At 67.3% G+C, this 21,312-nt stretch carries 21 protein-coding genes and 1 tRNA gene; 4 read left to right on the top strand and 18 right to left on the bottom strand.

The genetic code is table 11. The annotated features are described in order from the left end of the window. Window positions 1-99: 99 nt before the first annotated feature. The 7 genes from yajC to R2APBS1_RS05195 all read right to left on the bottom strand — a co-directional run bounded on the left by yajC (window position 100) and on the right by R2APBS1_RS05195 (window position 6,589). Window positions 100-432: a preprotein translocase subunit YajC gene (gene yajC, locus R2APBS1_RS05225; protein ID WP_007512100.1), complete on the bottom strand. Its 333-nt coding sequence runs from the start codon at window positions 430-432 to the stop codon at window positions 100-102. A gap of 159 nt (window positions 433-591) precedes the next feature. Next, window positions 592-1,719: a tRNA guanosine(34) transglycosylase Tgt gene (gene tgt, locus R2APBS1_RS05220; RefSeq protein WP_041676675.1), complete on the bottom strand. Its 1,128-nt coding sequence runs from the start codon at window positions 1,717-1,719 to the stop codon at window positions 592-594. Between the two features lie 96 nt (window positions 1,720-1,815). Next, window positions 1,816-2,847 carry a tRNA preQ1(34) S-adenosylmethionine ribosyltransferase-isomerase QueA gene (gene queA, locus R2APBS1_RS05215; protein ID WP_041676862.1) on the bottom strand — a complete coding sequence of 344 codons (1,032 nt, stop codon included), beginning with the start codon at window positions 2,845-2,847 and terminating at the stop codon, window positions 1,816-1,818. A 66-nt stretch (window positions 2,848-2,913) separates the two neighbouring features. After that, the gene (locus tag R2APBS1_RS05210) at window positions 2,914-3,516 is read right to left on the bottom strand and encodes a response regulator transcription factor (protein WP_015447121.1); all 603 of its coding nucleotides are present in this window, start codon (window positions 3,514-3,516) and stop codon (window positions 2,914-2,916) included. 75 nt (window positions 3,517-3,591) lie between these two features. Further along, entirely contained in the window at window positions 3,592-4,821 is a 1,230-nt protein-coding gene (locus R2APBS1_RS05205; RefSeq protein WP_015447120.1) for a sensor histidine kinase, read from the bottom strand. A 45-nt stretch (window positions 4,822-4,866) separates the two neighbouring features. Beyond that, window positions 4,867-5,658, bottom strand: coding sequence for an ABC transporter permease (locus R2APBS1_RS05200; protein ID WP_015447119.1), 792 nt, complete (start codon window positions 5,656-5,658; stop codon window positions 4,867-4,869). 1 nt (window position 5,659) lies between these two features. After that, the gene (locus R2APBS1_RS05195) at window positions 5,660-6,589 is read right to left on the bottom strand and encodes an ABC transporter ATP-binding protein (RefSeq protein ID WP_015447118.1); all 930 of its coding nucleotides are present in this window, start codon (window positions 6,587-6,589) and stop codon (window positions 5,660-5,662) included. A 290-nt stretch (window positions 6,590-6,879) separates the two neighbouring features. Here R2APBS1_RS05195 and R2APBS1_RS05190 point away from each other — a divergent pair, with 290 nt between their 5' ends. The 3 genes from R2APBS1_RS05190 (at window position 6,880) to upp (ending at window position 9,691) form a co-directional block, all read left to right on the top strand. Further along, window positions 6,880-8,376 carry an aminotransferase class III-fold pyridoxal phosphate-dependent enzyme gene (locus R2APBS1_RS05190; protein ID WP_015447117.1) on the top strand — a complete coding sequence of 499 codons (1,497 nt, stop codon included), beginning with the start codon at window positions 6,880-6,882 and terminating at the stop codon, window positions 8,374-8,376. A 154-nt stretch (window positions 8,377-8,530) separates the two neighbouring features. Then, window positions 8,531-8,923 carry a PsiF family protein gene (locus tag R2APBS1_RS05185; protein WP_007512083.1) on the top strand — a complete coding sequence of 131 codons (393 nt, stop codon included), beginning with the start codon at window positions 8,531-8,533 and terminating at the stop codon, window positions 8,921-8,923. 123 nt (window positions 8,924-9,046) lie between these two features. Beyond that, window positions 9,047-9,691 (top strand): uracil phosphoribosyltransferase, encoded by a 645-nt coding sequence (upp, locus tag R2APBS1_RS05180; RefSeq protein WP_015447116.1) that lies wholly within the window; start codon window positions 9,047-9,049, stop codon window positions 9,689-9,691. A gap of 37 nt (window positions 9,692-9,728) precedes the next feature. On the opposite strand, the gene pip is transcribed toward upp, so the two are convergent. Beyond that, a complete protein-coding gene (gene pip, locus R2APBS1_RS05175; protein WP_015447115.1) occupies window positions 9,729-10,688 on the bottom strand; it encodes a prolyl aminopeptidase in 960 nt (319 codons plus the stop codon). Window positions 10,689-10,749: 61 nt separating this feature from the next. Continuing rightward, complete coding sequence (locus R2APBS1_RS05170; RefSeq protein ID WP_015447114.1) at window positions 10,750-12,141, bottom strand: FAD-binding oxidoreductase; 1,392 nt, start codon at window positions 12,139-12,141, stop codon at window positions 10,750-10,752. Window positions 12,142-12,256: 115 nt separating this feature from the next. Between R2APBS1_RS05170 and serA the strand changes: the two genes are divergently transcribed. Further along, the gene (gene serA, locus R2APBS1_RS05165; protein WP_007512075.1) at window positions 12,257-13,489 is read left to right on the top strand and encodes a phosphoglycerate dehydrogenase; all 1,233 of its coding nucleotides are present in this window, start codon (window positions 12,257-12,259) and stop codon (window positions 13,487-13,489) included. 127 nt (window positions 13,490-13,616) lie between these two features. Here the strand turns inward: serA and R2APBS1_RS05160 are convergent. From R2APBS1_RS05160 to thrS, 9 genes are all read right to left on the bottom strand, one after another. Continuing rightward, a tRNA-Pro gene (locus tag R2APBS1_RS05160) sits at window positions 13,617-13,693 on the bottom strand. 51 nt (window positions 13,694-13,744) lie between these two features. Further along, window positions 13,745-14,101: a MerR family transcriptional regulator gene (locus R2APBS1_RS05155; protein WP_007512073.1), complete on the bottom strand. Its 357-nt coding sequence runs from the start codon at window positions 14,099-14,101 to the stop codon at window positions 13,745-13,747. Further along, window positions 14,082-14,381 (bottom strand): integration host factor subunit alpha, encoded by a 300-nt coding sequence (gene ihfA / locus R2APBS1_RS05150; protein WP_007512071.1) that lies wholly within the window; start codon window positions 14,379-14,381, stop codon window positions 14,082-14,084. Before ihfA ends, R2APBS1_RS05155 begins: the two co-directional genes overlap by 20 nt. Before the next feature lies 1 nt (window position 14,382). Continuing rightward, a complete protein-coding gene (gene pheT / locus R2APBS1_RS05145) occupies window positions 14,383-16,761 on the bottom strand; it encodes a phenylalanine--tRNA ligase subunit beta (protein WP_015447113.1) in 2,379 nt (792 codons plus the stop codon). Between the two features lie 22 nt (window positions 16,762-16,783). Next, window positions 16,784-17,779 carry a phenylalanine--tRNA ligase subunit alpha gene (gene pheS / locus R2APBS1_RS05140; protein ID WP_007512067.1) on the bottom strand — a complete coding sequence of 332 codons (996 nt, stop codon included), beginning with the start codon at window positions 17,777-17,779 and terminating at the stop codon, window positions 16,784-16,786. Between the two features lie 97 nt (window positions 17,780-17,876). Next, window positions 17,877-18,236 carry a 50S ribosomal protein L20 gene (rplT, locus tag R2APBS1_RS05135; RefSeq protein WP_007512065.1) on the bottom strand — a complete coding sequence of 120 codons (360 nt, stop codon included), beginning with the start codon at window positions 18,234-18,236 and terminating at the stop codon, window positions 17,877-17,879. 11 nt (window positions 18,237-18,247) lie between these two features. Continuing rightward, window positions 18,248-18,445, bottom strand: a complete 198-nt coding sequence (gene rpmI / locus R2APBS1_RS05130) for a 50S ribosomal protein L35 (RefSeq protein WP_007512063.1) — start codon at window positions 18,443-18,445, stop codon at window positions 18,248-18,250. Between the two features lie 320 nt (window positions 18,446-18,765). Further along, entirely contained in the window at window positions 18,766-19,290 is a 525-nt protein-coding gene (infC, locus tag R2APBS1_RS05125) for a translation initiation factor IF-3 (protein WP_304412458.1), read from the bottom strand. A gap of 44 nt (window positions 19,291-19,334) precedes the next feature. Next, window positions 19,335-21,236 carry a threonine--tRNA ligase gene (gene thrS / locus R2APBS1_RS05120; RefSeq protein ID WP_015447111.1) on the bottom strand — a complete coding sequence of 634 codons (1,902 nt, stop codon included), beginning with the start codon at window positions 21,234-21,236 and terminating at the stop codon, window positions 19,335-19,337. Window positions 21,237-21,312: the final 76 nt, after the last annotated feature.

Genomic DNA, 21,312 nt, shown 5'->3' with positions numbered 1-21,312 from the left:
TCAAGGCCGCGGCAGCAGGCCGCAGCGGTAGCAACAATCGGGAAATGACCGCAGACAAGGCACCGCCGCAAGCTGCCTGGCAGTGCCTCGCACCCGTCCTCAGGCGGACTTCAGCGAACCCTTGGGCAGGACCTGCTGGACCGCGCCCTTCTGCACCTTGACCTTCACGTTGGCCGCGATCTCGACCGTAACGAAGGTTTCGCCCACCTCGTCCACGCGTCCGGCGATGCCGCCGTTGGTGACCACTTCGTCGCCCTTGGCCAGGCCGGCGATCAGCGCGCGATGCTCCTTCTGCCGCTTCATCTGCGGCCGGATCATCATGAAATACATCAGGCCAAACAGCACCACCATCATGATGATCATGGACATGCCGCCGCCCTGCGGCTGCGGCGCTGCGGCTTGGGCGATCACCGGAGAGATCGGAAAACTCATGGATTTGTCTCGCAAGTTATGGCGCCGTCGAAGTTTTCGACAGAACGCCTGAAAAAAGATTCCCGATTATGCCATGCACCCCCCAAGCATGCACGGCGGCGCTGCCGGCGGTCCGGATCCCTCCGAAAACCGCCAGCTGGCGCGCCCGGCGCAGCCTTCCTACGAAACCGCGGCGCCCTGGCGACGGGCGTAGAACTCCGCCACGAACGCCTCCAGCGCGTGGTCGGCAATGGCCTGGCGCAGGCCGATCATCAGCCGCTGGTAGTAGCGCAGGTTGTGCATGGTGGCGAGCTGGCTGCCGAGGATCTCGTTGCAGCGGTCGAGGTGGCGCAGGTAGGCGCGGCTGAAACCGTGGCTGCAGGCGTAGCAGTCGCAGCCTTCCTCGATCACCGCGGTGTCGCTGGCGTACTTGGCGTTGCGGATGCGCAGCGTACCCGCGGCGGTGAACAGGAAGCCGTTGCGCGCGTTGCGGGTAGGCATCACGCAGTCGAACATGTCGATGCCGCGGCGTACCGCTTCCACGATGTCCTCCGGCCGGCCCACGCCCATCAGGTAGCGCGGCCTGTCCGCCGGCAGCAACGGCACGGTGAAATCCAGCGCGTGGTTGCGCTCGGCCTCCGGCTCGCCTACCGCCAGGCCGCCGATCGCGTAGCCGTCGAAGCCAAGCTTCACCAGCCCTTCCGCGGAGCGTCGGCGCAGGGTTTCGTAGACGCTGCCCTGCACGATGCCGAACAGCGAATTCGGATTCTTCAAATCGTCGAACGCGCGGCGCGAGCGCTCGGCCCAGCGCAGGCTGAGCTCCATCGAATCGGCCGCCACCTTCTCCGTCGCCGGATACGGCGTGCACTCGTCGAAGATCATCGCGATGTCCGAATCCAGTGTCTTCTGGATCCGCATCGACACTTCCGGCGACAGGAACACCTTCGAGCCGTCCACCGGCGAGGCGAAGGTCACGCCTTCCTCGGTGATCTTGCGCTTGTGCGCCAGCGAGAACACCTGGAAACCGCCCGAGTCGGTGAGGATGGGTTTGTCCCAGCCGATGAACTTGTGCAGCCCGCCGAACGGTTCGATGACCTCCAGCCCTGGCCGCAGGAACAGGTGGAAGGTGTTGCCGAGGATGATCTCGGCGCCGGTCTCGACGAGGTCACGCGGCGTCATCGCCTTGACCGAGCCGTAGGTGCCCACCGGCATGAACGCCGGCGTCTCCACCGTGCCGCGGGCGAAGCCGAGGCGGCCGCGGCGGGCGGCGCCGTCGGTGGCGTGGAGTTCGAACTGGAGGGAAGTCATCCGGGCATTATCGCGGGTTTGGTCCGCCACGCCCATCGCCACATCGCGTGTGCAGGAGCCCGCTTGCGGGCTCCTGCGGCAACGCGAAGGTGTCGCTCAGGCGCCGTGCGGCAGGATCAGCATGGCGTCGCCATAGGAGAAGAAGCGGTAGCGCTGCTCGACCGCGTGGCGGTAGCTGTCCAGGATGAACTCGCGTCCGGCCAGCGCCGACACCAGCATCAAGAGCGTCGACTGTGGCAGGTGGAAGTTGGTGATCAGGCCGTCGATGCTGCTGAAGCGGTAGCCGGGAAAGATGAAGATCTGCGTCTCGCCGGCGAACGGGTGCAGCTCGCCGTCCCTGCTGGCGCTTTCCAGCGCGCGCACCACGGTGGTGCCGACCGCGATCACCCGCCCGCCGTTGGCGCGGGTGCGGCGGATCTGCCCGATCAGGTGCGCGCCGACGTTGAGCCACTCGCGGTGCATGCAGTGGTCCTTCAGGTCATCCACGCGCACCGGCTGGAACGTGCCGGCGCCGACATGCAGGGTGACGTAGCCGAACTCGACGCCGCGCTCGCGCAGCCGGCCCAGGATCGCCTCGTCGAAATGCAGCCCGGCGGTGGGCGCCGCGACCGCGCCGGGCTCGCGTGCGAACACGGTCTGGTAGCGCTCCATGTCGCTGGCGTCGGCGTGCCGCTCGATATATGGCGGCAACGGCATCTCGCCCAGCTTCAGCAGCAGCTTCTCCAGCGGCTCCGGCGCCTCGAAACGCAGCCGGAAGAAACCCTCGTCGCGGCCCAGCACCAGTGCGTGGCTGCTGTCGGCCAGCTCGATCCGCGCGCCTTCCTTCGGCTTCTTGCTGACCCCGAGCTGCACCACCGCCTCGTGTGCGCCGGTGACCCGCTCGATCAGGATCTCCACCGCACCGCCGGTGTCCTTGCGCCCGTACAGCCGCGCCGGCAGCACGCGGGTGTCGTTGAACACCAGCAGGTCGCCGGGGCGCAGGAAGTCGGGCAGCTCGCGGAACAGGCGGTCCTGCCGCGACTGCGCCGCCACGTCGAGCAGCAACATGCGACTGGCCGAACGCTCGGGCAACGGCGCCTGCGCGACCAGCTCGTGCGGCAGGTCGAAATCGAAATCGGACTTCTTCAAGGCGGGCGCGGCCGGCAGCGGAAAACGGGGCATTATCCCGCAGCGCGCCGATTCCGGCGCAACCGCTTACAACCAGCCTTTCTGCCGCGCCAGCCGATAGGCCTCGATGCGATTGGCCACGCCGAGTTTGCCGATCGCCTCGGACAGGTAATTGCGCACGGTGCCGTGCGACAGGTTCAGCTGCGCGGCGATGTCGCCCGCCGACTGTCCTTCGCCGGCCAGGCGCAACACCTGGCGCTCGCGGTCGTTCAGCGGATCGGCTTCGGACCACGCCTCCAGCGCCAGCTGCGGGTCGATCGCGCGGCCGCCGCGATGCACGGTGCGCAAGGCCTCGGCCAGGTTCTCGGCAGGGGCATCCTTCAGCAGGTAGCCGGACACGCCGGCATCCAGCGCGCGGCGCAGGAAGCCGGGCCGCGCGAAGGTGGTGACGATGACCACCTTGATCGGCAGTTCATGCCGCTGGATGCGCTGCGCCAGTTCCAGCCCGGTCAGCCCGGGCATCTCGATGTCGGTGACCAGCACGTCAGGCTTGAGTCGCTGCAGCTCGCGCCAAGCGGCCTCGCCGTCGGCGGCCGAGCCGAGTACCTCGATGTCGCTTTCCAGGTTCAGCAGTGCGGACAGTGCACCGCGCACCATCGCCTGGTCCTCGGCCAGCAGCACGCGGATCATGCGATGACTCTCCGGTGTTCGCGGGGGTAAAGGATGGGCGTCATGGTCTGTGCGGGCATGGAAACACGGGTGGACTCATGCGACGGGCCGATCCGTAACCGGCTGCGCCAGCGGCCCGGCCATCGACGGATCCGGCGCCGATCGCGACGACTCGACCAGGCGCACGATCGGCAGCGGCACCACCACCCGCAGGCGCGAGCCCTGCCCACGCGGCGACTCGAACGCGAGCGTGCCGCCGAGCGCGCGCACGCGCTCGCGCATGCCGCTCAGGCCGTTGCCGTCGCTCTCGATGCCGCCGCGGCCGTTGTCGCTGATCCGCAGGCAGACGCTGTTCCGCTCGCGCGCCAGCTCGATCCGCGCCTGACTGGCATCGGCATGGCGCGCGATGTTGGTCACCGCCTCGCGCAACACCAGCGACAGGCCGCGCTCGATGTCGCCCGGCAGGTCCGCGGGCAGTTCGCCGTAATCCAGGTGCACCCGCGAGGACTCCAGCAGCAGCCGCGCCGAAGCCAGCTCGGCAGCGAGGTCGGTGGCGCGGATGCCGGTGACGGCGCAGCGCACTTCGGCCAGGGCGTGACGGGCGACCTTCTCCGCCTCTTCGACCTCGCGCCGGGCGGCATCGACATCGCGGTCGAACAGCTTGCGCGACAGCTCCAGCTTCAGCGTGATCAGCGACAGCGTGTGCCCCAGCAGGTCGTGCAGGTCGCGCCCGATCCGCTCGCGCTCCGCGGTGGCGGCGAGCCGGCGCACCTCGTCGTGGGAGAGGCTGAGCGCGGCATCCTTCTCCTGGTGGATCTGCTCGACCGTGACGATGGTGCAGATGACGAACACCGTGACCGGCATGATCACCAGCAGCGCCTGCGGATAGCCGATCCACCAGGCCAGCGCCACATAGACCACGTTGAGCAGCACCACCTGGATCACGTAACTGCGGAAGTGTCGCAGGCCGCAATGGCTGAGCATCACACAGGCGTACACGAAATAACTGAGCCCGCTGGGGTACCAGCGCAGCAGGCCGAAACACAGCGCCGCCATGCCCCACGCATACCGATGCGCCGTTCGCCGCGAAGCCAGCCGCAACCTGGCGAACAGCAGCAGGAACAGCGGATACGAGCCCAGCGTGCACAGCAGCCAGGTCGGGGTGTAGCCGCGCAGGCCATGGTCGAACAGGGGCGTGATGAAGATCCACAGCGACCACAGCAGGTGCACGCTGTCGGCCCACGGCGACTTGCCGCGACGCAGGTCGTCGGCCACCGCGGAATCGGGCGCCGGCACGAACCATCGGGCGATGAAGGCGGGGATCATGACGTGGCTGGTCGCTGAGGGGCCGGGTCTGCGGGGCATGCTACTTCAACCGTGCCGGCGCAGGCGCTGTGCCGCCATCAGAAGAAATACCGCGACAAAGCCGACGAGCACCAGCACATGGCCCAGCCGTGGGCCCTTGTCCATACCCACTGCCGCCATCGCCAGCACGTCCAGGTGATAGCTCGGCCATACCGGCGCGATTTGCTGCAGGAACTTTGGCAGCATCGGCAGCGGCATCCACAGGCCGGACAGGAACGACATCGGCAGGTAGACCAGCTGCAGCATGCCGGGCGCGCCCTGGCCCTTGATCAGCGTGCCGACGAACATGCCCAGCGCGCAGAACGGCAACACGCCGAACACGCCGGTGAGCAGCAAGGCGCCGGCCTGGGTCAGGCTCAAGCTCACGTGGCCCAGGGTCAGCGCCATCGTCAGCAGCAACAGGATCACCACGCCCGCGGCGGCCATCGCCATCAGCATCTTGCCCAGCAGATAGGCACCGGGCGGCATCGGCAGTGCGCGTTTGAAGGTCAGCAGACCGCCGTCGCGCTCCAGCGCCAGCGACACGCCGAAGCCGAACAGGCCCGGGCTCATCACGCCGAACACGCCGTAGCTGGCCAGCAGGTAGCGCGCCGCGTCGGCGCCGTTCGATTTCGCCATCAGCACGCCGAACAGCAGGTAGAACATGCCCGGGAACAGCATGATCGGCAGCGTGAAGCCGGGCGCGCGCAGGTAGCGCAGGCATTCGCTGCGCGCCTCTTCCAGATAGGCGCCGAGCACCCGGCGGCGCGGCATGTCGATGGCGGGTGCCGATGCGGTGACGGAAATGGCGGTTTGCATGTCAGGCGGCCTCGCGCTGGTCGGTATCCGCGGCCGCGGCGGCGTCGCGGGTGAGTTCGGTGAAAGCCTCGGCCAGGCCGGCGCGCTGCACTTCCAGCTCGCGCAGTCGCGGGTCGGCGTCGAGCAGGCGGCGTACCACGGCCTCGGCCGCGGCGGTGGCGATATGCAGGCGTTCGCGGTCCCGGCGCACCTCGCTGACCTCGGGCCAGTCGCGCACTGCTTCGACCGACAGCGTACTGAGGCAACGCACGCGCCTCAGCGCCACCCGCGCACGCAAGGCCTCGACGGTACCCTCGTGGATCATCCTTCCGCGCGACATCACGCAGACGCGGTCGGCCAGCGCCTCGGCCTCTTCCAGGTAATGCGTGGTCAGCAGCACCGAACAACCCTCGGCCACCAGTCGGCGGATCGCTGCCCACAGCTGCTGCCGCGCCTCGACGTCCATGCCCACGGTGGGTTCGTCCAGGAACAGCAGTTCGGGCCGGCCGCACAGCGCCAGCGCGAACTGGACGCGCCGCTGCTGGCCGCCGGAGAGTTTCGCGTAGGGCCGCCTGAGCAGATCGGCGACGCCGGCCAGCTCGGCGCTTTCGGCCAGGGCTCGCGGCGCCGGGTAGTAACTGGCGGTCAGCCGCAGCAGTTCGCCCACCCGCAGCGTGGGCGGCAGCTCGGCGTTCTGCAGCATCACGCCGATGCGGCGACGCGCCTCGATCCGCTGCGGCTCCTGGCCGAACAGCTCTGCCGTACCGGCATCGGCACGGATCAGCCCCAGCAACAAGGCGATCGCCGTGGTCTTGCCGGCGCCGTTGGGACCGAGCAGCGCCAGCAGTTCGCCGCGGCGCAATTGCAGGTCCGCGCCATCCAGCGCGGTGAGCCGGCCGTAGCGCTTGATGGCGCCGTCGAGGCGGGCGACGGGGTCGTGGAAATGCGGCATGGGAGTCCTCCGGTTGCGGTGCATCCTGCGCGCGGCCAGCCGCGGCCGGCAGTCGCCGGCGTCAACCATCCGCCATGACAGCCGTCACCCGCGGCAGGGCACGGGGTTACGGCCACCGCCGCCGCAAGGTATCCTGTGAGGAATAAAAGCACGCCGGAAGCATTTCCCCGGCGCTGCGAAACGCCTGAAAACATTGGGGAAGCGCCGGATTTTGCGGTTCCCGCCACGCAGTCATCAATTTCGCCATCCGGCACGGCCTGCCGCTACGGCGGAGCTACGGAGGATTCATCATGGGTGTGATCAACCAGTTGCGCGAACTGCGCGAATTCGGCGGCAAGCCGCGGACCACCGGCCTGGACGACGCCAGCATCGAGCGCATGGCGGCGAACGACCCGTTGCTGGGCCAGGCGATTGCCGAGGCCGTGGCGCGCCATCGCGAGCTGCGCGCCGACCTGGCCGACTTCCTCAAGCTCGATGAAGCCGAGCAGCTTGCCCGGGCGCAGGCCGGTTTCGTCAACTTCTACCCGGACGACGCGATCAACCCGTACCTGCCGGCGGCCGCCCGCGGTCCGTGGATCGTCACCCTGAAGGGCGCCGTGGTGCACGACAACGGCGGCTACGGCATGCTCGGCTTCGGCCACAACGACCCGGCGATCCTGGCCGCGCTGGCCCGCCCGCAGGTGATGGCGAACGTGATGTCGCCCAGCGTGGCGCAGCTGCGCTTCACCGCGGCGCTGAACAAGGAACTGGGCCGCAGCCGCGGCGGCAGCCCGTACAAGCGCTACCTGTGCCTGAACTCCGGCTCCGAGTCGGTCTCGCTGGCCTGCCGCATCGCCGACGTCAACGCCAAGGCGATGACCGACGCCGGAGGGCGCTACGCCGGCCGCGCGATCAAGCGCCTGGCGGTCAAGGGGGCGTTCCACGGCCGCACCGAGGCGCCGGCGCTGTATTCCGACTCCAGCCGCAAGACCTACCAGCAGAACCTCGCCAGCTACCGCCACGAGGACACCCTGATCACCGTGGCCCCCTACGACGTGGCGCAGCTGGAAGCGGCGTTCGCCGACGCCGACCGGCACGGCTGGTTCATCGAGGCGATGTTCCTGGAGCCGGTGATGGGCGAAGGCGACCCCGGCCGCGCGGTGACGCCGGAGTTCTACCAGGCCGCGCGCGCGTTGACCGAATCGCACGGTACCCTCTTGCTGGTCGACTCGATCCAGGCCGGCCTGCGCGCACATGGCGTGCTGTCGTTCGTGGACTACCCCGGCTTCGAGGGCCTGCCGCCGCCGGACATGGAAACCTTCTCCAAGGCGCTCAACGCCGGCCAGTATCCGCTGTCGGTGCTGGCCGTCGGCGAACGCGCCGCCGGGCTGTACCGCAAGGGCATCTACGGCAACACCATGACCGCCAACCCGCGCGCGCTGGATGTGGCGCTGGCCACGCTGGGCGAGCTCAGCGACCAGGTGCGCAGCAACATCCGCGAGCGCGGCAAGGAGTTCGTCGACAAGCTCAACGCGCTGAAAAACGAGCTGGGCGGCCTGATCACCAAGGTGCAGGGCACCGGCCTGCTGTTCTCCTGCGAACTGGCCCCGGAGTACAAGTGCTACGGCGCCGGTTCCACCGAGGAATACCTGCGCGAGCACGGCGTCGGGGTGATCCATGGCGGCACCAATTCGCTGCGCTTCACCCCGCACTTCAACGTCACCAGCGCCGAGGTCGACCTGATCGTGTCCCATGTGCGCAAGGCACTACTGGAAGGGCCGCGCAAGGCCAAGGCCGAAGCGGCCTGACCGACGGTTTGGCCCACACCGGCGGCGGCGGCGCACGACATGCCGCCGCAGCTGAATACTTCATGCACGTAAGATCTTGCCGACTCCCGTGAGGGCTGGCCCCTGCCTAGACTGACCCGGCCGGCAACTGCCGGTCACCCAGGGAGGACTCACGATGTCACTGTCACTACGTCTGCTCGCCTTCAGCGCCTGCTTCGCCTTCGCCGGCCTCGCCTTCGCTGCCACCCCGGCCACCACCCCCGCCACCGCCCCGGCGGCCAAGCCGCATACCGCCCAGCAGCAGCGAATGATCGACTGCAACAAGCAGGCGACCGGCAAGAAAGGTGCCGAACGCAAGGCCTTCATGAGCTCCTGCCTGAAGGGCCAGAGCACCGCCGCAGCCGCTGCTCCTGCCGCTGCCGCACCCTCGGCGACGCCTGCGGCCCATGAGACCCAGCAGGAGAGAATGAAGTCCTGCAATGCCGACGCCAAGACCAAGGCGCTCAAGGGCGCCGAGCGCAAGGCGTTCATGAGCAGCTGTCTCAAGGGCGCCGCCGGCACTCCGTAATACCGCCGGCTCCTGTCGCGCCTCCGGCCCCGCCGGCGTTCGCATGTCCATGCGTGCGCCGGCGGGGCCGCTTCGTTAAGCTCCCCGACTGTCACGCCCCCGATGCCCGGAAGACAGCCGCCCATGAAGATCGTCGAAGTCCGCCATCCGCTGATCCAGCACAAGCTCGGCCTGATGCGGCGTGCCGGCATCAGCAGCAAGGAGTTCCGCGAGCTGGCTTCCGAGGTTGCCGCCCTGCTTACCTACGAGGCCACCAAGGACCTGGAAACCGTCGAGGAAGAGATCGATGGCTGGGCCGGCCCGCTGCAGGTGCACCGGATCAAGGGCAGGAAGATCACCATCGTGCCGATCCTGCGCGCCGGCCTGGGCATGCTGCCCGGCGTGCTCGACCTGATTCCCGCGGCCAAGGTCAGCGTGGTCGGCCTGCAGCGCGACGAGCAGACGCTGAAGCCGACCACCTATTACGAGAAGCTCACCGGCCGCATGGACGAGCGCATCGCGCTGATCGTCGACCCGATGCTGGCCACCGCCGGTACCCTGGTCGCCACCGTCGACATGCTCAAGGCGGCCGGCTGCAAGCGCATCAAGGGCCTGTTTCTGGTTGCCGCGCCGGAAGGCCTCAAGCGCGTCCAGGCAGCGCATCCGGACATCGAGATCTACACCGCCGCGATCGACCAGCGACTGAACGAACGCGGCTACATCCTGCCCGGCCTCGGCGACGCCGGCGACAAGATCTTTGGCACCAAGCAGCTACCGGCGAACGGTTGACCGATACCAGCCGCGAAGGAGCCCGTCGCGGCTCGCCTCACCGGCCGAAACGGTCGGTCGCCTCCACCAGCGCGTGCACATTGCCCGGCTCGAACGCCGAGTGGCCGGCGTCCTGCACGATGTGCAGCTCGGCCTCGGGCCAGGCGCGATGCAGGTCCCACGCGCTGCGCAACGGGCAGACCACGTCGTAGCGGCCCTGCACGATCACCGCCGGGATGCGGCGGATGCGCTCGACGTTGCGCAGCAGCTGGTCGTCGTGTTCGAAGAAGCCGCCGTTGACGAAGTAATGGCACTCGATGCGCGCAAACGCCAACGCGAATTCGTCTTCGGCGCTGGACTCGATGTGCGACTTGTCCTGCCACAGGAAACTGGTGGCGCCCTCCCACACCGACCAGGCGCGCGCCGCGTCGGTACGGACCTTCGCATCGGCGCTGGTGAGGCGGCGGTGGTAGGCGCTCATCAGGTCACCGCGTTCGACCTCGGGGATCGCCGCGAGATAAGTCTCCCAGGCATCCGGATACAGCGCGTCGCAGCCGTTCTGGTAGAACCACTCCAGCTCCGACCGGCGCAGCATGAAGATGCCGCGCAACACCAGTTCGCTGACCTTGTCCGGATGGGTCTGCGCATACGCCAGTGCCAGCGTGGAGCCCCACGAGCCACCGAACACCTGCCAGCGATCGATGCCCAGATGCTCGCGCACGCGCTCGATATCGGCGACCAGGTCCCAGGTGGTGTTGTCGGTCAGCTCCGCATACGGGGTGGACTTGCCGCAGCCGCGCTGGTCGAACAGCACGATGCGGTACACCGCCGGATCGAAGAAGCGCCGGCACTTCGCATTGGTGCCACCGCCCGGACCGCCATGCAGGAACACCACCGGCTTGCCGTGCGGGTTGCCGCTCTGCTCGTAGTACAGCGTGTGCAGCGCCGAGACCGGCAGGAAGCCGCTGTCGAACGGCTCGATGTCGGGATACAGCGAACGCAGCGGCGACGACGGCATGACGGCTCCTGAATGTCAACGACAAGCCGTCAAGCCTAGCACGGGCGCGGCTTCCCGGCCCTCAATCCGCTGCGAACAGCTTGCCGGGATTGAGGATGCCGTTGGGATCGAACACCTGGCGCACGCCGCGCATCAGCGCGATTTCCGCCGCGCTGCGGGTGCTTTCCAGATAGGCCCGCTTGACCAGGCCGATGCCGTGTTCGGCCGAGATGCTGCCGCCATGGCGCTGCAGCGTTGCCGCCAGCAGCGTGGTGACGTGCTCGCACTGCGCGATGAACGCATCCTCCGCCAGGCCGTCCGGACGCAGCACGTTGATGTGCAGGTTGCCGTCGCCGATATGGCCGAACCAGACCACCTCGGCCTGCGGATACTCGCGCGCCAGCAACGCCTGCATCTCGTGCAGGAACGCCGGCACCGCACTGACCCGCACCGAGACATCGTTCTTGTACGGCCGCCGCGGCGCCAGGCTCTCGGTGATGCCTTCGCGCAGCCGCCACAGTGCGGCGGCCTGCGCCTCGCTCTGTGCGATCACGCCGTCGCTGACCCAGCCCTGTTCCAGCGCACGCTCGAATGCGCTCAACGCAGCCTCCTGCTGCCGTTCGTCGGCCGCATCGAACTCGCACACCACGTAGTACGGGTAGTCGCCGTCGATGGCGCGCTGCGCGCCGTGCGCCAGCACGTGCCGCAAAGCATGGTCGGTGAAGAACTCGAACGCCTGCAGCACCAGCCGTGCGCGGAACAGCGCGAACACCTGCATCAGCGCATCCATGTCCGGCAGCGCCAGCAGCATCACCTGCGACGGCGGCGGCGGATTGGTCAGCTTCAGCGTGGCTTCGACCACGATGCCCAGCGTCCCCTCCGAACCGATCAGCAACTGGCGGAAGTCGTAGCCGCTGGAGTTCTTGATCAGGCCGCGGTTCAAGTCCAGCAGTTCGCCGTTGCCGGCCACCACCTTCAGCCCGGCAATCCATTCGCGTGTGTTGCCGTAGCGGATCACCCGGATGCCGCCGGCGTTGGTGGCGATGTTGCCGCCGATCGAGCACGAGCCGCGCGCGGCGAAATCCACCGGGTAGAGCAGGCCGTGCTCGCGCGCGGCGTCGTGCACATGCTGCAGGACCATTCCGGGCTGCACGGTGAGCGTGCGGTCGACCGCGTTGAAATCCAGCAGCCGGTTCATCCGCTGCAGGCTCAGCACCAGCTCGCCGTTGGCCGCCACCGCGCCGCCGGACAGGCCGGTGCGCCCGCCTGACGGCACGATCGCCACGCGCAGCTCGTTCGCCCAGCGCACGATCGCCTGCACCTCCTCTGCGCCGGCCGGCAGCGCGATCGCCAGTGGCGCCGGTGTCCAGCGACGGGTCCAGTCGCGACCGTAATGCTCCAGTTCGGCGGCCGTCGCGAGCAGGCGCAGTGCCGGCAAGCGGCGGGACAGTTCGGCGAGGCGTGGGTCGGACATGCTTCGGCTCCAGGGGCATTTCCGCAGCCTGCCAGCCGCTTCGCTCCGCGTCCAGTGCTGCAGTGCCGCAAATCTGGCATAGTGGCCGACAACTCCACTCGACCCGGGACGACGCATGCAGACCTCCTACCCCCGCCAGGACATCAAGGTATTGCTGCTGGAGGGCGTCAGTGCCAGTGCGGTCGACAACTTTCGCCGCGCCGGCTACAGCCAGGTCGAGCTGCATGCAAAGTCGCTGCCGGAAGACGAACTGAAGGCGCGCATCGCCGACGCGCACATCGTCGGTATCCGCTCGCGCACCCAGCTCACCGCCGACGTGCTGGCCCAGGCCAAGCGGCTGATCGCGGTGGGCTGCTTCTGCATCGGCACCAACCAGGTGGACCTGGCCGCGGCACGCAGGCTCGGCGTGCCGGTGTTCAACGCGCCTTATTCCAACACCCGCAGCGTGGCCGAGCTGGTGATCGCCGAGGCGATCATGCTGCTGCGCGGCATCCCGCAGAAGAACGCGCAGTGCCATCGCGGCGGCTGGGCCAAGTCGGCCAGCGGCAGCTACGAGACGCGCGACAAGGTGCTCGGCATCGTCGGCTACGGCCACATCGGCACCCAGGTCGGCGTGTTGGCCGAAAGCCTGGGCATGCGGGTGATCTTCCACGACATCGAGACCAAGCTGGCGCTCGGCAATGCGCGCGCCGTGTCCAGTCTGGACGAATTGCTGGAACGCGCCGACGTGGTCACCCTGCACGTGCCGGAGACCCCCGCCACCCGGCTGATGATCCGCCGCGAACAACTGGCGAAGATGCGCGCCGGCGCGATGCTGATCAACGCTTCGCGCGGCAGCGTGGTGGACATCGACGCGCTGGCCGCGGTGCTGCGCGCCGGTCACCTGGCCGGCGCCGCGGTCGACGTGTTTCCGCTCGAACCGAAAGGCAACGACGATCCCTTCGTCTCGCCGCTGATCGGCCTGGACAACGTGATCCTGACCCCGCACATCGGCGGCAGCACGCTGGAAGCGCAGGACAACATCGGCATCGAGGTAGCCAGCAAGCTGGTCCGCTACAGCGACAACGGCTCCACCCTGTCGGCGGTGAACTTTCCCGAAGTGGCCCTGCCCGAACACCCGCACAGCCGCCGCCTGCTGCACATCCACCGCAACGTGCCGGGCACGCTGTCGCGCATCAACGAACTGTTCTCGGCCGGCAACATCAACATCGACGCGCAGTTCCTGCAGACCGACAGCGAGGTGGGCTACGTGGTGATCGACGTCAGCGCCGACGAGGCCCAGGCCAGCGAGCTGAAGGCGAAGCTGGCGGCGATCCCGGGCACGCTGCGCAGCCGCGTGTTGTATTGAGGCCGGGCATCGGGAATCGGAAGAGTCGAAGCGGCGATTCCACCTGCTTTTCCGGTTCCCCCTGCCACCTCCATTTGCGACATGAAAAAAGCGCCCATCGGGCGCTTTTTTCATGTCCAGGCCGAATTGGTCGGGGCGGCCGGATTCGAACCGACGACCCTCTGCCCCCCAGGCAGATGCGCTACCAGGCTGCGCTACGCCCCGACTACGGCAAGCTGGCAAGTCTAACAGCTTGTGCGGCGCGTCCGGAAGCCTTCAGCGACGCAGCAGGGTCAGCACTTCTTCCAGTTCCATCCGCACCTGGCGCACGATCTGGTGCGAGATGCTCGCTTCCATCCGCGCCTGCGGACCTTCCAGACGCGCACGCGCGCCGGTGATGGTGAAGCCCTCGTCGTACAGCAGCGAGCGGATCTGGCGGATCATCAGCACGTCGTGGCGCTGGTAGTAGCGGCGGTTGCCTCGGCGCTTGACCGGATTGAGCGCAGGGAACTCCTGCTCCCAGTAGCGCAGTACGTGAGGCTTCACACCGCACAACTCGCTGACCTCACCAATGGTGAAGTAGCGCTTGGCCGGGATGGCAGGCAGTTCGGTGTTATTCCCTTGGTCCAGCATAGCCCTCGACTCTTACCTTGAGTTTCTGTCCAGGCCGAAACGTCACCACGCGCCGGGCGGAGATCGGAATCTCCTCGCCGGTCTTCGGATTGCGTCCGGGCCGCTGGTTCTTCAGTCGCAGGTCGAAATTGCCGAAGCCGGACAGCTTCACCTGTTCGCCGTTTTCCAGGGCTCCGCGAACCACCTCGAAGTAGGCGTCCACGAACTCCTTCGCCTCACGCTTGTTGAGGCCCACGTCGAGGAAAAGCCGCTCGGCCATTTCCGCCTTGGTCAGCGCCATCTCACCCTCGCAGCTTTGCCTTGCATGATTGCTCCAACGCAGCTATCGCATCACGTACGCAACGGTCCGCGTCGTCGTCGGTAAGCGTGCGTGAAGCGTCCTGCAAAATCAAGCCCATAGCGAGACTTTTTCGGCCTGCTTCGACTCCCTTGCCGCGGTAACGGTCAAACAGGCGCAATTCCCTCAGCCGTTCGCCCAGCGTGCCGCGAACCACCTGCTCGATTTGTGACCAACGGACCGCTTCGGGCAGGTCCACCGCGATGTCGCGGCGCACGGCCGGGAACCGGGGTACCGCCTGCGCCCGGGGCAGGCGACGGGTCAGCAGCGGCTCCAGCGCCAGCTCCAGCACGTGCACGTCCGGGCCCAGATCGAGCGCCTTGGCCAATTGCGGGTGCAATGCGCCCAGGTAGCCCACGGTGAGGCCATCCCGCGCCACCCGGGCGCCGCGCCCCGGGTGCAGCCAGCCCGGCAGGTCATCGGCATGCACCGACCAGCGCCAGGGCTCGCCGCCCCAGGCGATCAGTGCGTCCAGGTCGCCCTTGAGATCGAAGAAATCCGGCACCCGCGACGGCTCGCCCCACTGCTCGGCACGGGCAGCGCCACAGGCCACGATGGCCAGGCTCGGGGTTTCCACCGGCGGGTTGCCCTCAGCAAATACCCGCGCAACCTCGAACAGCCGCACCCGCTCTTGCTGGCGCGCGCGATTGTGGCGCAGCGCCTCGACCAGCCCCGGCAACAGCGAGGGTCGCATCACCGCCAGGTCGGCCGACAACGGATTGGCCAGCGGCACCAGGTGCTCGGTGAAACCCCAGCCCGCCAGCAACTCCGCTGCCACGAACGACAGGTTGATCGCCTCGTGATAGCCGCGTGCGGCCAGTTGTTCGCGCAACGCCAGTTCGTTGATGCGCGCCTCCGGCTCGATCGCCAGGGTCAGCGCGCCGGCCGGCGTCGCGGTGGGGATGTTGTCGTAGCCGAAGATGCGCGCGACCTCCTCGATCAGGTCCTCCTCGCGCTCGATGTCGAAACGGCTGCTCGGCGCGGTAACCCGCCAGCCGTCGGCGGTCGTTGCCACCTGCATGCCCAGCGCGGTGAAGATGCGCGCCACCTCGGCCTCGGCCACGTCCACGCCGAGCACGCGCTGCAGGCGCACGCGGCGCAAGGCGACCGGAGCCGGCATCGGCAGATCGGCCGGGTTCTCTGCCGCCAGCACCGGGCCGGCTTGGCCGCCGGCGATCGCCAGCAGCAGCTCACTGGCGCGCTCCAGGGCGCGGCGCGGCAGCTCGGGGTCGACGCCGCGCTCGAAGCGGTGCGAGGCATCGGTGTGCAGGCCCAGCTTGCGTGCGCGGCCCATGATCGCGGCCGGCGCGAAGTGCGCGGATTCCAGGAAAACGTTGCGCGTGGCGTCGCTGACGCGCGAGTCGTGGCCGCCCATCACGCCAGCCACGGCCAGCGCCTTCTTCTCGTCGGCGATCAGCACGAAGCTCTCGTCCAGCTTCGCCTCGTTGCCGTCGAGCAGCTTCAGCGTTTCGCCAGCGTGCGCGTGGCGCACGATGATGTCGCCTTCCAGCGTGTCGTTGTCGAACGCGTGCAGCGGCTGGCCCAGCTCCAGCATCACGTAGTTGGTGACGTCGACCACCGCGCTGATCGGGCGCAGGCCGGCGCGACGCAGGCGCTCGGCCAGCCACAGCGGCGAGCGCGCCGCCGGGTCCACGCCTTCGATGATGCGACCGAGGTAGCGCGGCGCGTCCTTGCCTGCCTCCAGGCGGATGCCGCGACGCGCGTTGCTGGTCACGGGCACCGTCGCCGATGCCGGCAGCCTCACCGTGCTGCCGAACAGCGCGGCCACGTCGTGGGCCAGGCCGACCAGGCCCAGGCAATCGGGGCGGTTCGGCGTCAGCTTCAATTCGAAGCTGGCGTCGGGCAGGCCGAGGTAGCCGGCCAGCGGCTGGCCGACTGGCGCATCCGTCGGCAACTCCAGCAAGCCGGAGGCGTCGGTGTCGATGCCCAGCTCCTTCGCCGAGCACAGCATGCCGAACGACTCCACGCCGCGCAGCCTGGCCGCCTTGATGCGGATGCCGCCAGGCAAGGTGGCGCCGATGGTGGCCAGCGGCACGTTGATGCCGACTCGCGCATTCGGCGCGCCGCAGACGATCTGCAGCGGCTCGCCCTGCCCCGCGTCAACCTTGCATACCTGCAGGCGGTCGGCTTCGGGATGCTTCTCGGCGGCGACGATCCTGGCCACCACCACGCCAGCCAGGCCGTCACCCAGCGGGGTGAGTTCTTCCACTTCCAGCCCGGCCATGGTCAACGCATGGGCCAGCTCGGCGCGGTCGGCCTGGATCTCGACCAGCTCGCGCAGCCAGTTCTCGGAAAATTTCATGCTCGTGGATTCCCGGATGCGATCAGGCAAACTGCCTGAGGAAACGCAGGTCGTTCTCGAAGAACGCGCGCAGGTCGGACACGCCGTAGCGCAGCATCGCGAAGCGTTCGACACCGAGGCCGAAGGCGAAACCGGTGTAGCGTTCCGGGTCGATGCCGCAGTTCTTCAGCACGTTCGGATGGACCATGCCGCAGCCCAGTACTTCGAGCCAGCGCGTCGAACCATCTTCGGCATCCCAGCGGATATCCACTTCGGCCGAAGGTTCGGTGAACGGGAAGTAGCTGGGGCGGAAGCGCATCTCGAAGTCGCGCTCGAAGAACGCGCGGATGAACTCGGCCAGCGTGCCTTTCAGGTCGGCGAAGCTGGAGGTCTCGTCGACCAGCAGGCCTTCGATCTGGTGGAACATCGGCGAGTGGGTCTGGTCCGAATCGCTGCGGTAGACCTTGCCCGGCGCGATGATGCGGATCGGCGGCTGGCGCCCGGCCATGCTGCGGATCTGCACCGGTGACGTATGCGTGCGCAGCAGGCGACCGTCACCGAAGTAGAAGGTGTCGTGCATGGCGCGCGCCGGATGGTGCGGCGGGAAGTTCAGCGCCTCGAAGTTGTGCCAGTCGTCCTCGATCTCCGGGCCATCGGCACGCTGGTAGCCGAGCCGCGCGAAGATCGATGCGATGCGTTCCAGCGCACGGGTGACCGGGTGGATGCCGCCGCGCTCGCCGTCGCGGCCGGGCAGCGAGATGTCGATGGATTCGGACGCGAGCCGGCGATCCAGCTCGGCCTGCTCCAGCAACTGCTTGCGCACCGCCAGCGCGTCGGCAAGGCAGTCCTTCACCTTGTTCACCTCGGCGCCGCGCGCCTTGCGCTCCTCCGGCGCCAGTGCACCCAGCGTCTTCAGTGCAGCGGTGACGACGCCGCTCTTGCCCAGCAGTGCGACGCGCAGCGCGTCGAGCGCCTCCAGCGTGTCGGCCTTGTCGATATCGGCCAGCGCCTGCGCGGCCTGGCGTTCCAAATCATCCATCGGTGCAATCCCGGTTCGGACGTCCAAAAACGAAAACGGGGAGGAGGCGTGTGGCCTCCTCCCCGCTTGATTCGCATTCTATCGTCGCAAGCGACGATCAAGCAGCCAGGGCAGCCTTCGCCTTGTCAGCAATGGCCCCAAACGCCTTGATGTCGTGCACGGCGATATCAGCGAGAACCTTGCGGTCGACCGTGATGCCGGCCTTGGAGAGGCCATTGATCAGGCGGCTGTAGGACAGGCCGAACATGCGCGCAGCAGCGTTGATGCGCACGATCCACAGTGCACGGAACTGGCGCTTGCGCTGCTTGCGGCCGATGTACGCGTACTGGCCGGCCTTGACCACGGCCTGGTTGGCAACGCGGAAGACCTTGCGGCGGGCGTTGTAATAGCCCTTGGCGCGGCCGATGATTTTCTTGTGACGACGACGTGCGGTGACACCACGCTTTACACGAGCCATGGTCTATCTCCTCACAAGTACGGCAGCATGCGAGCCACGCCGGGCGCATCACACGCCTTGAGGTGGTTCGGGGCACGGAGACCACGCTTCTGCTTGGTCGACTTCTTGGTCAGGATGTGCGACTTGAATGCGTGGCCGCACTTGATCTTGCCCGACGCGGTCTTGCGAAAACGCTTCGCAGCCGCTCGGTTGGTCTTGATCTTGGGCATGGGATGCTCCTTGAGTGGGACGGCCTTGCGCGGGCAGCCCCGGTTTCTGACTGATCTGGCGGCGACCGCGACCCGAGGGTCCGGCCACGCTTTCCGTCCTGCCACGATCGGGACACGACCCATCCGGGCGGGTCGAACCGGTGATTATACGGGCTCAAAAAGCCAAACACCAGCACGAAGTGCTGACGATGGCATCCTCTCCCTTCGGGAGAGGATTGAGGTGAGGGTGCGGCTTGCCCGCAGCCCATGGAAACGATGCTTCAGGCCCTGCGACGCGAAGAGCATCGCCCGCAAGCGGGCTCCTACCAAAGACGCTCGGCTTACTTCTTCTTCGGGCCGATCATCATGACCATCTGGCGCCCTTCCAGCCGCGGGAAGGACTCGACCTGGCCGTTGTCGCCGACGTCTTCCTGGATCTTCTTGGCCAGGTTTTGGCCCAGGTCCTGGTGCGACATCTCGCGGCCGCGGAAACGGATGGTGACCTTGACCTTGTCGCCCTCTTCCAGGAAGCGGAGCATGTTGCGCAGCTTGATCTGGTAGTCGCCCACGTCCGTCACCGGACGGAACTTCACTTCCTTGATCTCGACCTGTTTCTGCTTCTTCTTGGCGGCCTGCGCCTTCTTCTGGGCTTCGAACTTGAACTTGCCGTAATCCATGATGCGGCAGACCGGGGGGTCGCCGTTCGGCTGGATCTCGACCAGATCCATGCCTGCTTCCTGCGCCAGGCTCAGCGCCTCGTCACGGCTGAGGATGCCCAGCTGTTCCGAGTCGGCGCCAATCACGCGCACTCGCGGCACGCGGATTTCCAGGTTGCGACGATTGCCCTTGTTGTCGGTGGTAGCGATACCACGATCCTCCAGAAGAAGTGATGAAACAGACCGCCCGGCGCTCAGCGCCGGATTTCGGTCTCCAGTCGTTCGACGAAGCCGGCCAGCGGCATGCTGCCCAGGTCCTCGCCGGAACGGGTACGCACGGAAACGGCACCCCTTTCCCTCTCGCGATCACCGACCACGAGAAGATAAGGCACTTTCTGCAGCGTATGCTCGCGGATTTTATAGCCGACTTTCTCGTTGCGCAAATCCGATTGTACCCGGAAACCTTTGTCGACAAGGGCTTGCGTCACCTCGCGAACGTAACCGGCCTGCGCGTCGGTGATGTTGAGCACCACCGCCTGCAGCGGGGCCAGCCAGGCCGGCAGCAGGCCGGCGTGGTGCTCGATCAGGATGCCGATGAAACGCTCCATCGAGCCGACAATGGCCCGGTGCAGCATCACCGGATGCCGTTTTTGCGAGTGTTCGTCCACATATTCGGCGCCCAGGCGCTCGGGCATCATGAAATCGACCTGCATGGTGCCGACCTGCCAGTCGCGACCGATCGAGTCCTTCATGTGGTACTCGATCTTGGGGCCGTAGAACGCGCCCTCGCCGGGCAGCTCGGTCCACTTCACCCCGGCGGCGGACAACGCGCCGCGCAGCGCCGCCTCGGCACGATCCCACACATCATCGCCGCCGATGCGCTTGTCCGGCCGCAGGGCCAGCGCCACATCGATATCGTTGAAACCGAAGTCGGCATACACCTGCATGGCCTGGCGGTGGAACTCGGTGACTTCCGATTCGATCTGCCCGGGCGTGCAGAAGATGTGGCCATCATCCTGGGTGAACGCGCGCACGCGCATGATGCCGTGCAGCGCGCCGGACGGTTCGTTGCGGTGGCAGCCGCCGAACTCGCCGTAGCGCAGCGGCAGGTCGCGGTAGCTGCGCAAGCCCTCGTTGAAGATCTGCACGTGGCCGGGGCAGTTCATCGGCTTGAGCGCGAACGTGTGCTTCTCCGACTCGGTGAAGAACATGTTCTCCTTGTAGTTGTCCCAGTGGCCAGACTTCTTCCACAACGACACGTCCAGCACCATCGGGCAGCGCACTTCCTGGTAGCCGCTCTTCCTGTAGACGCCGCGCATGTACTGCTCGACCTGCTGCCAGATCGCCCAGCCGTTCGGGTGCCAGAACACCATGCCGGGGCTTTCTTCCTGCTGGTGGAACAGGTCGAGCTGCTTGCCAAGCTTGCGGTGATCGCGTTTCTCGGCCTCCTCCAGCTGGTACAGATACGCCTTCAGATCCTTGTCGTTGAGCCAGGCGGTGCCGTAAATGCGGCTGAGCATTGCGTTGCTGGAGTCGCCACGCCAGTACGCGCCGGCCACCTTCATCAGCTTGAACGAATGCAGCTTGCCGGTGTTCGGCACGTGCGGGCCGCGACACAGGTCGGTGAACTCGCCCTGCGAGTACAGCGACAGATCCTCGGCGGCGGGAATGCCCTGGATGATCTCGGCCTTGTAGCTCTCGCCCAGGCCGCGGAAGAACGCCACCGCCTCGTCGCGCGACTTCACGCTGCGCGTCACCGGCAGTTGCTCGGCGACGAGCTTGTGCATCTCCGCCTCGATCTTCGGCAAGTCCTCGGGCGTGAACGGGCGCTCGTAGGCGAAGTCGTAGTAGAAGCCGTTGTCGATCACCGGGCCGATGGTGACCTGCGCGCCGGGGAACAGCCGCTGCACGGCCTGACCCATCAGGTGCGCGGTGGAGTGGCGCAGGATTTCCAGTGCCTCGGGACTCTTCTCGGTGACGATCTGCACGCTGGCGTCGTGCCCGATCGCGAAGCTGGCGTCGACCAGCCGTCCGTCGACCTTGCCGGCCAGAGTCGCCTTGGCCAGGCCGGCGCCGATGGAGGCGGCCACGTCCTGCACGGTGACGGGGTGATCGAACGGCCTCTTGCTGCCGTCGGGTAGCGTGATTTCAATCATGGAAGCTTCTCTGGAAAAGCAAAAAAGGGCATGACGCCCTTTTCTTTGGTAAACGAAAAAACGAAGGCGTGGCGGC

The organism is Rhodanobacter denitrificans, assembly GCF_000230695.2.
Lineage (GTDB): Bacteria > Pseudomonadota > Gammaproteobacteria > Xanthomonadales > Rhodanobacteraceae > Rhodanobacter > Rhodanobacter denitrificans.
This window is presented reverse-complemented; position numbering and strand designations above follow the sequence as displayed.

Coding starts and splice junctions, on each gene's coding strand:
- R2APBS1_RS05200 (WP_015447119.1), bottom strand. CDS start 5,658: ATGCAAACCGCCATTTCCGTCACCGCATCGGCACCCGCCATCGACATG.
- ihfA (WP_007512071.1), bottom strand. CDS start 14,381: ATGGCGCTGACCAAGGCGGAAATGGCCGAGCGGCTTTTCCTCGACGTG.
- R2APBS1_RS05185 (WP_007512083.1), top strand. CDS start 8,531: ATGTCACTGTCACTACGTCTGCTCGCCTTCAGCGCCTGCTTCGCCTTC.
- R2APBS1_RS05155 (WP_007512073.1), bottom strand. CDS start 14,101: ATGCTGGACCAAGGGAATAACACCGAACTGCCTGCCATCCCGGCCAAG.
- tgt (WP_041676675.1), bottom strand. CDS start 1,719: ATGACTTCCCTCCAGTTCGAACTCCACGCCACCGACGGCGCCGCCCGC.
- upp (WP_015447116.1), top strand. CDS start 9,047: ATGAAGATCGTCGAAGTCCGCCATCCGCTGATCCAGCACAAGCTCGGC.
- R2APBS1_RS05170 (WP_015447114.1), bottom strand. CDS start 12,141: ATGTCCGACCCACGCCTCGCCGAACTGTCCCGCCGCTTGCCGGCACTG.
- rplT (WP_007512065.1), bottom strand. CDS start 18,236: ATGGCTCGTGTAAAGCGTGGTGTCACCGCACGTCGTCGTCACAAGAAA.
- pheS (WP_007512067.1), bottom strand. CDS start 17,779: ATGGATGATTTGGAACGCCAGGCCGCGCAGGCGCTGGCCGATATCGAC.
- R2APBS1_RS05195 (WP_015447118.1), bottom strand. CDS start 6,589: ATGCCGCATTTCCACGACCCCGTCGCCCGCCTCGACGGCGCCATCAAG.
- pheT (WP_015447113.1), bottom strand. CDS start 16,761: ATGAAATTTTCCGAGAACTGGCTGCGCGAGCTGGTCGAGATCCAGGCC.
- yajC (WP_007512100.1), bottom strand. CDS start 432: ATGAGTTTTCCGATCTCTCCGGTGATCGCCCAAGCCGCAGCGCCGCAG.
- R2APBS1_RS05190 (WP_015447117.1), top strand. CDS start 6,880: ATGGGTGTGATCAACCAGTTGCGCGAACTGCGCGAATTCGGCGGCAAG.
- rpmI (WP_007512063.1), bottom strand. CDS start 18,445: ATGCCCAAGATCAAGACCAACCGAGCGGCTGCGAAGCGTTTTCGCAAG.
- thrS (WP_015447111.1), bottom strand. CDS start 21,236: ATGATTGAAATCACGCTACCCGACGGCAGCAAGAGGCCGTTCGATCAC.
- R2APBS1_RS05210 (WP_015447121.1), bottom strand. CDS start 3,516: ATGATCCGCGTGCTGCTGGCCGAGGACCAGGCGATGGTGCGCGGTGCA.
- pip (WP_015447115.1), bottom strand. CDS start 10,688: ATGCCGTCGTCGCCGCTGCGTTCGCTGTATCCCGACATCGAGCCGTTC.
- R2APBS1_RS05205 (WP_015447120.1), bottom strand. CDS start 4,821: ATGATCCCCGCCTTCATCGCCCGATGGTTCGTGCCGGCGCCCGATTCC.
- serA (WP_007512075.1), top strand. CDS start 12,257: ATGCAGACCTCCTACCCCCGCCAGGACATCAAGGTATTGCTGCTGGAG.